Source organism: Accumulibacter sp., assembly GCF_031732815.1.
Taxonomy (GTDB): domain Bacteria; phylum Pseudomonadota; class Gammaproteobacteria; order Burkholderiales; family Rhodocyclaceae; genus Accumulibacter.
This window is the reverse complement of record NZ_JAVMKF010000328.1, coordinates 1-10,911: the sequence shown is the minus strand read 5'-3', so window position 1 is coordinate 10,911 and position 10,911 is coordinate 1. Positions and strand designations below refer to the sequence as shown.

The following is a 10,911-nucleotide window of genomic DNA, read 5'->3' as shown; positions in this document are numbered from 1 at the left end:
CTTCTGGCAGCCGATGGACACGCTGCGCGAGAAGAACCTGCTCGAAGACCTGTGGGCGAGTGGGAGGTCTCCGTGGAAAGTATGGGAGTAGTCAGAGTAGGGCGGTTGCCGTTTCTCAGATCAATTATTTTATTTGAAAGTTGTTATTTAGATGATGATCAATATACCGAAATCAGCGGTCGACGTAGTGCAGGGAGATGTTTCTGCAATTGCCCACCATGCCAGCGACAGTCTGGACATGTTGGCTGGGCAGAACGTTCTACTGACTGGTGGTGCTGGCTTTCTTGGTTATATGCTTGCCCATGTTTTGGCCCAAGTGGGCGACTCCGACGGTCGTTCCCCAATCCAACTCACCATATATGAAAATTTCAGCAGGGGGCGAAAGCTTTGGCTAGAGAATTTGTGTGCCCGTCCTAACGTCACGCTGGTGGAGCACGATATTACTAGGCCGTTGCCGGGGGGAGGGGCTCCGTTCTCCTACATTATCCACGCAGCGTCGATTGCCTCGCCTACCTACTATAGATTGCATCCGATCGAAACAATTGATGCAAACGTAAATGGTCTACGCCACCTGCTGGACTATGCGAAGTTGCGTGCTGAAGGTGGTAGTCCCATATCTGGGATGCTTTTCTTCTCAACCAGCGAAATTTACGGAGATCCTTTTCCGGATGCCATCCCTACCGCGGAAGCCTATCGCGGTTTCGTATCCTGCACAGGCCCGCGTGCTTGCTACGATGAGTCAAAACGGTTGGGAGAAACATTGTGTGTAAACTTTGCGCAGCAGCACGGGGTGCCCGTTACTATCGCACGGCCCTTTAACAACTACGGTCCGGGTCTGGATATTCATGACCGGCGGTTATTGCCCGATTTGGCACGTGATATGTTTGAAGAGAAGGATCTGATTCTTCTCTCGGACGGCAGTGCTACAAGAACCTTTTGTTATATTTCAGATGCCATAGCCGGCTATATAAAGATATTGACTAAAGGGCGTGCTGGCGAACCCTACAATATCGGAACGGAATCACCTGAGATCAATGTCCGCCAATTGGCAGATCGGGTTGCAGCAATCGGCCATGAATTGTTTGGTTACACGGGAAGGGTAGTTCACAAGAATAGCGACGATATAGCTTATTTGACAGACAACCCAAACCGACGCTGTCCAAACATCGCCAAAGCGCGTAGTGAGCTTGGCTATGTGCCTCGAGTGTCGCTAGAGGAGGGGTTGCGCCGTTCTCTGATTTGGTACAGGGAGAATCGGTAATGAAAATAGTCATTATGGGTTCGGGCTATGTGGGGCTGGTTTCCGGAGTGGGCCTAGCAGAAATCGGGCATGAAGTCGTTTGCGTTGATGTTGCGTCGAGCAAAGTGGCGCAGATCAACTCGGGTACATCTCCGATCTACGAAGAGGGATTGGATGCCCTCCTGAAAAAAAATGTTGCTGCGAGGTGCTTGCGGGCGACGACGAATCTGGCTGAGGCGATGGTGGGTGCCGAAATCTCGATGATTGCTGTCGGCACTCCGTTTGATGGTAAGGAAATCGATCTTTCCTTTATTCGACAAGCCGCCATCGATATCGGTAACACGCTTCAGTACGCTGCTGATTACCATGTTGTGTGCGTGAAAAGCACAGTTGTCCCAGGAACGACGCAAGATGTCGTAGGCCCACTATTAGAACGGGCTTCCGGACGCCGAATGGGGGAGGGGCTTGGGTTGTGTATGAATCCGGAGTTCCTGGCCGAAGGAACGGCCGTCAAGGATTTTATGGAGCCAGATCGCATAGTGATAGGTTCCGTGGATGCGCGTACTTCTGCCCTCATGCAGGAGATGTACAGCGCGTTTGCGTCTACGGATTTCGTTCTTACTACACCGGTCACTGCTGAGATGTGCAAGTATGCTGCCAACTCCTTTTTGGCCGCCACCATTTCATTCGCAAATGAAATTGCGAATTTATGCTCAGAAGCCGGTGAAGTGGATGCGATCGAAGTGTTGAAGGCGGTTCATTTGGATCGTCGCTTGTCCCCATTGCTTCCGCAAGGGCGGGTGAAACCCGGCTTAATGTCATTCCTCATCCCAGGCACAGGTTTTGGTGGATCTTGCTTTCCCAAGGATGTTAAGGCTTTAGTTTCATACGGAGCCAAGATCGGCCGGCCCATGCGCATTTTGGAGGCAGTCTTAGAAACAAATCGGAAGCAGCCAAGTGAAACTATCAAATTAGTGAAAGAAGAGCTTGGTCTTTTGAGCGGGAAGCGTATAGCCGTCTTGGGTTTGGCTTTTAAGCCAGGCACTGATGATGTCCGAGAATCCCCGGCGATGCCTCTAATCCGCGCACTTTTGAAAGAAGGGGCGCATGTTGTTGCACATGATCCTATTGCTATTCCCTCTATGAAGGCGGCAATCCCCGAAGTCGATGTGGACTATTGTGCTTGCCTAAGCGATGCGATTCGAGATGTCGCTGCGGTAGTGCTAGTAACTTCGTGGCCGCAATATGCCGCAATTCACAATCTCCTGGATTCTCAGGCTATCCCCATCATAGATGGAAGGCGTTTCTTAGATAAGCGTAAATTTGCCCGCTATCGTGGGATAGGTTTGGGCAGGATGCGTTCCGAGGGCAGGGCCGAAGGGGGCAGGTCATGAAATGCCGTCACTGCGGAACCGAACTGACGCTGCCGTTCGTCGATCTCGGCAGCGCACCGCCGTCCAATTCCTACCTGACGAGTGCAACGCTGCATGCGCCGGAGAAGTGGTACCCGCTACGGGTGATGGTGTGCACCGAATGCTGGCTGGTCCAGACCGAGGACTTCGCAGATCACGAAGAACTGTTTTCAGCGGACTACGCCTACTTCAGCTCCTTCTCCGACAGCTGGCTGCGGCACGCGCGTAGTTATGTCGAGGCGATGGTCGGGCGTTTCGCCCTCGGTGCCGCTTCCCATATCGTCGAGGTCGCGGCCAACGACGGCTACCTGCTGCAGTACGCGCGCGAGCGCGGGATCCCGTGCCTCGGCGTCGAGCCGACCGCGAGCACCGCCGCCGCCGCACGGGCGAAAGGCATCGAGATCGTCGAATCCTTCTTCGGCCGCCGGCTGGCGGATGAACTGCGCACTGCCGGCAAGGCCGCCGACCTGATGGCGGCGAACAACGTCCTCGCGCACGTCCCGGACATCAACGATTTCGTCGGCGGTTTTGCCATCCTGCTCAAGGAAAACGGCGTCGCCACCTTCGAGTTTCCGCACCTGCTGCGGCTGGTCGAAGGCGTCCAGTTCGACACCGTTTACCATGAGCATTTCTCATATCTGTCGCTGTCGGCGGTGACCCGTATCTTCGAGCGGAACGGGCTGCGTGTCTGCGATGTCGAGGAACTGTCGACGCACGGTGGAAGCCTGCGCGTCTTCGCTCAGCGGGCCGGTACCGGCGCCCTGCCGGTCGCCGCCAGCGTCGGGGAGATGCTGGCGCGCGAGCGTGCCGCAGGCATGACCGCGGCGGACTACTACCGTGATTTCCAGCCGCGCGCCGAGAAGATCAAGGACGACCTGCTGCAGTTCCTGATCGACGCCAAACGTTCCGGGAAAACCGTGGCGGCCTATGGCGCCGCGGCCAAAGGGAATACGCTGCTGAATTTCGCCGGAGTCCGCCCGGATCTGGTTTCATTTGTGGCCGACAGGAATCCGGCCAAGCAAGGCAAGTACATGCCGGGCAGCCGGATTCCGATCGTTGCCGAATCGGCGTTGCAGGAGTCCCGTCCGGACCATGTTCTTGTGCTTCCGTGGAACCTGGCTCCCGAGCTTGGTAACCAGTTGTCGTATGTCCGGCAGTGGGGAGGACAGCTAGTGTCGGCAGTTCCGAGGCTGATGCAATGGTAGGTCGTTCCGTCCGGGTGGCGGTCACGGGGGGCTCCGGGTTCGTCGGGCAGCATGTGCTGGCGGCACTGGATCGCAAAGGTATCCCGTACCTGTCCATCGGCCGAACGCGCCCGCCCGGCGTTGCGCTGGATCGTTATAGGGCGGTAGATCTGTTGAGCGACGACCTGCACGCCAGTTTCGCCAATCTCGAATGTACCCACCTGATCCATCTTGCCTGGTATACCGAGCATGGGCGTTACTGGACATCGGCTGCGAATCTCGACTGGGCCATGGCATCCCTGTCACTCATCAGAGCATTCTGCGAACGCGGAGTGCATGTAACGGCGATCGGAACCTGTGCCGAGTACGATTGGTCAGCGGGGGTGTGCATTGAGGGAAAAACGCCGATCGAACCGGCAACTCTTTACGGGAAAGCAAAGGCGGCAACCTCGCAGCTGGTCATGGCGGCCTGTTCCGCGGAAAGCATACCCTGCTGCTGGGCACGGCTGTTCATTCCGTTCGGGCAGGGGGAAAGCCCCAGGCGGTTGATTCCGTCGATAGTGGATGCGGTGCTCGGGCGCAGTCCTCCGATTACCATCGGCGGGGAGAACTGGCGAGATTTCCTGGCGGTGGAAGATGTTGCGGATGCGCTCGTGCATCTTGCCGTCTCCGACTACAGCGGAGTGGTCAATATCTGCTCCGGCATACCGAGGCAAATTCGTGGCCTGGTGGACGAAATTGCCGGGTACCTCGGGAGGTCTGGCGAAGCGGTACTTGATGCGCCTCCGGGGGCGGGAGATGCACGTTGGGTCATCGGGGATGACTCACGTTTGCGCTCGACCGGATGGTCTCCGGTTGTTCCGTTTTCGGATCGGCTCGCCGCCTATGTCAATGCAAGACTGGTGACAATAGAGTAACTCGATCGCGTTCCTGTCCGGTTGAAAACTGGTCGATGGATGGGGCATTAATCTGTAGAAAGGTGGCAAGTGGCATTCCAGGAACTTTATCGGGCGGAGCGGCTCCCCGTCTTCCAGAACCGGATGTTCTCCTCGCATGACGACGCCAGCGCTTCGCCAACAGGAGATATTGTCCTGGTCAGAGATTCCTTGACGGGCCTTGTTTTCAATTCGGCGTTCCGGGAAGAACTGGTTCAGTACGACGCAGACTATCAGAACGAACAAGCTGTCAGCCGGGTCTTTCGCTCGCATCTTGATGAGGTGACGAATGTCATCTGCCGGCATTTCCGGCAGCGGGACCTGATCGAGGTGGGGTGTGGAAAGGGTTATTTCCTTGAGCACCTGTGCCGGCAGGGGTTTTCCGTTACCGGCTTTGATCCGACTTATGAGGGGTCCAATCCTCATATTGTTAAATCCTATTTCGAACCCACGACCGGACTGAGCGCCGACGGCGTCGTTCTGCGCCATGTTCTTGAGCATGTGTCGAATCCCGTCGCATTCCTCCAGTCCATTCGCGATGCAAATGGGGGCCGTGGGCGGGTTTACATCGAGGTGCCGTGCCTAGACTGGATCGTGGACAACCGCGCCTGGTTCGACATCTTCTACGAGCACGTAAATTACTTCAGACTCGCCGACTTTCATCGCATGTTCGGCTCCGTAATGGAAGTGGGGCACGTTTTCGGCGGACAGTATCTGTACGTGGTTGCAGATCTGGCCACTCTCCGACAACCGCGCCTGGAGTGCGATGACGGGTTTTCCTTTCCGGCCGATTTTCTGTCGTCAGTAGATCGCTACGCGCAGAAGATCCGGGACGGCAAACTGGAGCGAGGGCGGCCTGTGGTCGTTTGGGGAGGGGCATCGAAAGGGGTGATATTTTCCCTGTTCATGCGGCGTCGGGGCGTGGAAATCGACTTCGTCATCGACATCAACCCGGCGAAGCAAGGCAGGTTTCTCGCAGGAACGGGATATCCGGTCTCGTCTCCACAGAAAGTAATCGATCGGCTACCGGCCGAGGCAATCGTATTCGTGATGAACGGCAATTACCTGCCGGAAATTCAGGAAATGACTTCGAACAAATTCAACTATCTAACGGTGGATCATGGGAACGTTTGAGCAAGAAGTGAAGGATCGGATCGCGGCCAATGGCGATAACGCCGGACTGCAGGCTGACGCAGCCGCGTTTATGAAATCATCCCTGCGCCCGCAGTATTCCTACAATTTCACCTGGCTTGGCCGGCCGATCATCCAGTATCCGCAGGACATGGTGGCAATGCAGGAAATCATCTGGGCGGTGCAGCCCGATTTGATCATCGAGACCGGCATTGCGCACGGCGGCTCCCTGATTTTCTCGGCCGCGATGCTTGAATTGAACGCCGCCTGCGGCGGTCCCCAGTCGGCGATGGTTCTTGGTGTGGATATCGACATCCGCCCGCATAACCGGGCTGCGATCGAGTCTCACCCGATGTCGAAGCGCATCACGATGCTGCAGGGGTCGAGCGTCGCCCCGGAAATCATCGCCGAAGTGCGCAAGGTGGCGGCGGGCAAAGAAAGGATTCTCGTCGCTTTGGACAGCAACCATACGCATGATCATGTCCTGGCCGAACTGGAGGCCTATGCGCCGCTGGTCACTCGGGGCAGCTACTGCGTGGTGTTCGACACCATCATTGAGGACACTGCCGAATGTTGTCCTTCCGACCGGCCATGGGGGGGCGGCAACAATCCGAAGACAGCAGTATGGCAGTACCTGAAAACGCATCCGGAGTTTGAGATCGACAAGGAGATCGACAACAAACTGCTCATCAGCGTCGCTCCGGACGGATATCTCCGACGCGTGGGTTGAGCGTGTCTGCACACACGACTCCGCGCGTGTCGATAGGCGTGCCAGTTCGCAATGGCGGCAACTTCCTGGCGGTGGCCATGCGGTCGGTCATCGATCAATCCGAGCGGGATATCGAGATTATTGTCTCCGACAACGGTTCCGATGACGGCACCGGGGAGTGTGTGTTGAAGCTCGCCGAGCACGATCCACGGATCCGCTACTTCCGGCAGGACCCGCCGATAAGCGCTTACGACAATTTCCATTTCGTGCTGTCGCAGGCGCGTGGCCGCTATTTCATGTGGGCCGCACATGACGATTCCCGTGACCTGGATTTCGTCGCCAGGCTTGCCGACCGCCTCGACCAGGACGGCGATGCGGTACTGGCTTTTGGCGATCTCTATATCGTCACGCCTGACGACAAGGTTGGCAGGATGCAGCCCTTTCCCTTCTCTACCGCTGGACTTGGTCGCTGGCGTCGGATGAAGAAAGTATCGCGCCTACAGTGTTTCAATATCTACGGGCTCTGGAGAACGAGTGCCATTCGCCGGGTTCCGTACGCCTACTGCTCGTGGTGGCTGGATCTGCCAATGATGATGTCGGCTGCCTGGCTCGGCCATTTTGCCTATGTGGCCGGCCCTCGTTTCTATTACTTCGAAATTCCGAAAACAAACCTTGATCGCGCAAAGTATCAGGATTTCGCAAGCCGCTTCAATCTGCCGGGCGCTGTGCTGCAGTTGGTCGGTGCGACGTATCGGTCGTGCTCCCAGGTTGGCGGACCGGCTGCCGGACTACTTGCGGCCGGCCTCGTATTCTGGAAGCAGGTTGTAGGTCTCCCGGGTTTTCTGGCGCGCCGGATTCGCGCGGCGTTCGTGCGCTGAAACGCATGGAAGGCGATCAATGCGGGGCCGGATTCCATTGTCGATAGTTACCCGTAGCCTGGATTGCGGAGGGGCCGAACAGCATTTGCTGCAGGTACTCCCGCTGCTCGACGAGACGCGTTTCGATGTGCGTCTGCATCCTCTGCACTCCGGCGGTCGGCTAACCGACGCCTTTGTCGGCAAAGGAGTTTCCGTTGTCGGTACTGCGAATGCGGGCGGGCGCATGTCCCGCCTGCTGAGCTTGGCATCGACCATCCGTAGTGCGCGTCCGCTCGTGCATTCCTTCCTGCCCGAGGCGTACCTGTTTGGCGCGAGCCTGGGGCTCATGTTCGGAGCACGCAGCGTGGTCATGAGCCGCCGCAGCCGCAACCACTACCAGTCCCGCCACCCTTTCGCTGCCTGGGTCGAGCGCCGCCTGCACCGGCGCATGGATGCCCTGCTCGGCAACTCTCAGGCGGTCGTCCGGGATCTCCTCGACGAAGGTGCGCCGCCCGAGCGTGTGCGCCTGATCTACAACGGCATCGATGTCGGGCGCTTCGCGGCGGGGGGCGCGCGGCTCGAGCGCCGCCATGCGCTGCGGGCCGAACTAGGGCTGCCCGACGACCGGGTGGTGCTGGCCTGCGTCGCCAACCTCTTCCTCTACAAGGGGCATGCCGATCTCCTGGCTGCGCTGGCCTCGCTCGGTGCCGGATTTGCGGCGCGCACGACATTGCTGCTGGTCGGCCGCGACGCCGGCGCGCGCGCGGCGCTGGAGGCGCAAGCCGCCCGGCTCGGCCTCTCCGCCAGCGTGCGCTTCCTCGGCGAGCGCGGCGACGTGCCGGACCTGCTGGCCGCCAGCGACATCGGCGTCCTCGCCTCGCACGAGGAAGGCTTTTCCAATGCCGTCCTCGAAGGCATGGCCGCCGGCCTGCCGGTGGTCGTCAGCGACGTCGGCGGCAATGCCGAAGCCGTGACCGACGGCGAGTGCGGCCATGTCGTCCCGGCGCGCGCTCCGGCCGCGCTGGCGCAGGCGCTGGCGGACCTGATCGGCGATGCCGGCCGCCGCCAGACGATGGGCGCGGCCGCCCGCCGCCGCGTCGCCGCGTCGTTCTCGCTCGACGCCTGCGTCGCCGCCTACGAGTCCTTGTACGAAGAACTGTGGAGTCGCCGCCTGGCCGCGGCGCGCCGGAAATGACGAAAGGATGGTCCTGACGTGTGTGGCATAGCCGGCGTGATCGCCGCCGCTCCGCTTGCCGATGCCGATGCCGATGCTTTGCGCGCCCGCGGGCGCGCGATGGCCGACGCGATCCTCCACCGCGGGCCGGACGACGGCGACGTCTGGATCGACGCCGGGCCGGGTGTGGTACTCGCCCATCGCCGACTGTCCATCCTCGACCTCTCGCCGGCCGGCCACCAGCCGATGCAGTCGGCCTGCGCGCGCTACGTCGTCGTCTATAACGGCGAAATCTACAACTGGACGGAGCTGCGCGGCGAGCTGGAAGCGGCGGGGCAGGCACCGGCGTGGCGTGGCCATTCCGATACTGAGGTACTGCTCGCCGGTATCGTCGCCTGGGGGCTGGAGGCGACGCTGCGCCGCGCCCGCGGCATGTTCGCGCTGGCACTCTGGGACCGCGCGCAGAAAACGCTGACGCTGGCGCGCGACCGCATCGGCGAGAAGCCGCTCTACTACGGCCGCGTCGGCGACGGCTTCGCGTTCGGCTCGGAGCTGAAAGCGTTGCGCGCTTTGCCTTCCTCGCGCTTCGACACCGACCCCGGCGCGCTGGCGCTGATGCTGCGCTACGGCTACGTACCGGCGCCGCACTCGATCTACCGGGGAATCTTCAAGCTGCCGCCGGGCACGCTGCTACGGGTGACGGCCGACGGCCGCTGCGGCGATCCCGAGCCATGGTGGCGCTTTGCCGCAGTAGCGCAGGAGGGGGCCGCGAACCGGCGAGCGCTGGGCGATGGCGAGGCGCTCGACGAGCTGGAGGCGGTGCTCGGCGCGGCGATCGGCGAACAGATGGTCGCCGACGTGCCGCTCGGCGCGCTGCTCTCCGGCGGCCTCGATTCGTCGACGGTGGTGGCGCTGATGCAGGCGCGCAGCACGCGACCGGTGCGCACCTTCACCATCGGCTTCGCCGAAGGCGACTACGACGAGGCCGCGCACGCCAAGGCGGTGGCCCGCCACCTCGGCACCGAACACACCGAACTGCATGTCGACCCGGCGCAGGCACGCGACATCATCCCGCGTCTGCCCGATATCTACGACGAGCCCTTCGCCGATTCCTCGCAGATCCCGACCGCGCTGGTCTGCGCGCTGACGCGGCAGCACGTCACCGTCTGCCTCTCCGGCGACGCCGGCGACGAGCTGTTCGCCGGCTACAACCGCTACTTCTGGGCGACCTCGCTGTGGCGCCGTCTCGGGCGCGTGCCGCCGGGGCTGCGCCGGGCGCTCGCCGGCGGCCTGTCGGCCGTGCCTGCCGGTGCTTGGAACGGCGTCTTCGGTGCGCTCGGCCCGCTGCTGCCGGCCCGCCTGCGCGTCAGCAACCCCGGCGACAAGCTGCACAAGCTCGCCGAGGTCATGGGCGCACCGTCGCCGGAGGCGCTCTACCGTGAGCTGGTCAGCCAGTGGCGCGGCACGCTGCCCCTGCGTGGCATCGTCGAGCCGCCGACGCTGGTCGCCGACCCCGGCCGCTGGCCGGCGCTGCCCGGCTTCGCCGAGCGCATGATGGCAGTCGATACGCTGAGCTACCTGCCCGACGACATCCTGGTCAAGGTCGACCGGGCGGCGATGGCCGCCAGCCTGGAAACGCGCGTTCCCTTCCTCGACGCGCGGGTGATCGATTTCGCCTGGCGCCTGCCGTTCCGGCAGAAGGTGCGTGACGGCCAGGGCAAGTGGCTGCTGCGCCAATTGCTCTACCGCCACGTGCCGCGCGAACTGGTCGAGCGCCCGAAGCAGGGCTTCGGCGTGCCGATCGAGCACTGGCTACGCGGCCCGCTGCGCGACTGGGCGGAGGATTTGCTGTCGCCGGCGGCGTTGGCCGCCGACGGATTACTAGATCCGGCGGCAGTCCGGGCGATGTGGCAGCGGCACCTGTCAGGAAGGAATGTCCAGTATGCGCTGTGGAACGTGTTGATGTATCAGGCGTGGAGGAAGCGATGGGGCTGAAGGTATGCCAATTGTGCGCTGTCGACTTCACGCTGAAGCATTTCCTGCTGCCGCTGATCGACGGCATGCGCGATGCCGGCTGGGAGGTGACGGCCGTCTGTTCCGACGGGCCGGCGATCGCCGGTCTGCGGGAACGCGGCTACGACATCGAGACGGTCCATATCGAGCGGAGCTTCAACCTGTTCCGCCACGTTGGTTCGACGCGCGCGCTGATCCGCCTGTTCAAGGAACGACGCTTCGACGTGGTGCATGTGCATACGCCGGTGGCGGCGCT

At 61.0% G+C, this 10,911-nt stretch carries 11 protein-coding genes and 1 pseudogene; 11 read left to right on the top strand and 1 reads right to left on the bottom strand.

The features are described from left to right. The 8 genes and pseudogenes from RKP46_RS20135 to RKP46_RS20100 form a co-directional block, all read left to right on the top strand. Positions 1-91 (top strand): annotated as a pseudogene (locus RKP46_RS20135) (glucose-1-phosphate cytidylyltransferase); the annotation flags it as partial. Between the two features lie 60 nt (positions 92-151). After that, positions 152-1,261: an NAD-dependent epimerase/dehydratase family protein gene (locus RKP46_RS20130; protein ID WP_311108275.1), complete on the top strand. Its 1,110-nt coding sequence runs from the start codon at positions 152-154 to the stop codon at positions 1,259-1,261. Then, positions 1,261-2,634 carry a UDP-glucose/GDP-mannose dehydrogenase family protein gene (locus tag RKP46_RS20125; RefSeq protein ID WP_311108274.1) on the top strand — a complete coding sequence of 458 codons (1,374 nt, stop codon included), beginning with the start codon at positions 1,261-1,263 and terminating at the stop codon, positions 2,632-2,634. The genes RKP46_RS20130 and RKP46_RS20125 overlap by 1 nt, the downstream gene beginning before the upstream one ends. Beyond that, positions 2,631-3,857 carry a class I SAM-dependent methyltransferase gene (locus RKP46_RS20120; RefSeq protein WP_311108273.1) on the top strand — a complete coding sequence of 409 codons (1,227 nt, stop codon included), beginning with the start codon at positions 2,631-2,633 and terminating at the stop codon, positions 3,855-3,857. The genes RKP46_RS20125 and RKP46_RS20120 overlap by 4 nt, the downstream gene beginning before the upstream one ends. Beyond that, positions 3,851-4,753 (top strand): NAD(P)-dependent oxidoreductase, encoded by a 903-nt coding sequence (locus tag RKP46_RS20115; RefSeq protein ID WP_311108272.1) that lies wholly within the window; start codon positions 3,851-3,853, stop codon positions 4,751-4,753. The genes RKP46_RS20120 and RKP46_RS20115 overlap by 7 nt, the downstream gene beginning before the upstream one ends. A gap of 69 nt (positions 4,754-4,822) precedes the next feature. After that, positions 4,823-5,905: a class I SAM-dependent methyltransferase gene (locus tag RKP46_RS20110; protein ID WP_311108271.1), complete on the top strand. Its 1,083-nt coding sequence runs from the start codon at positions 4,823-4,825 to the stop codon at positions 5,903-5,905. After that, a complete protein-coding gene (locus tag RKP46_RS20105) occupies positions 5,892-6,632 on the top strand; it encodes a cephalosporin hydroxylase family protein (protein ID WP_311108270.1) in 741 nt (246 codons plus the stop codon). Before RKP46_RS20110 ends, RKP46_RS20105 begins: the two co-directional genes overlap by 14 nt. Before the next feature lie 26 nt (positions 6,633-6,658). After that, positions 6,659-7,489: a glycosyltransferase family A protein gene (locus RKP46_RS20100; protein ID WP_311108269.1), complete on the top strand. Its 831-nt coding sequence runs from the start codon at positions 6,659-6,661 to the stop codon at positions 7,487-7,489. A gap of 16 nt (positions 7,490-7,505) precedes the next feature. Here RKP46_RS20100 and RKP46_RS20095 read toward each other — a convergent pair whose 3' ends face one another. Beyond that, positions 7,506-7,628, bottom strand: coding sequence for a hypothetical protein (locus RKP46_RS20095; RefSeq protein ID WP_311108277.1), 123 nt, complete (start codon positions 7,626-7,628; stop codon positions 7,506-7,508). On the opposite strand from RKP46_RS20095, the gene RKP46_RS20090 reads away from it, so the two are divergent. The 3 genes from RKP46_RS20090 to RKP46_RS20080 form a co-directional block, all read left to right on the top strand. Next, positions 7,617-8,663 (top strand): glycosyltransferase, encoded by a 1,047-nt coding sequence (locus tag RKP46_RS20090; protein ID WP_311108276.1) that lies wholly within the window; start codon positions 7,617-7,619, stop codon positions 8,661-8,663. The genes RKP46_RS20095 and RKP46_RS20090 overlap by 12 nt on opposite strands. An 18-nt stretch (positions 8,664-8,681) precedes the next feature. Further along, positions 8,682-10,637: an asparagine synthase (glutamine-hydrolyzing) gene (gene asnB, locus RKP46_RS20085; RefSeq protein WP_311108268.1), complete on the top strand. Its 1,956-nt coding sequence runs from the start codon at positions 8,682-8,684 to the stop codon at positions 10,635-10,637. Then, a partial coding sequence (locus RKP46_RS20080) for a glycosyltransferase (protein ID WP_311108267.1) occupies positions 10,628-10,911 on the top strand: 284 nt, incomplete at its 3' end. The genes asnB and RKP46_RS20080, both read left to right, overlap by 10 nt.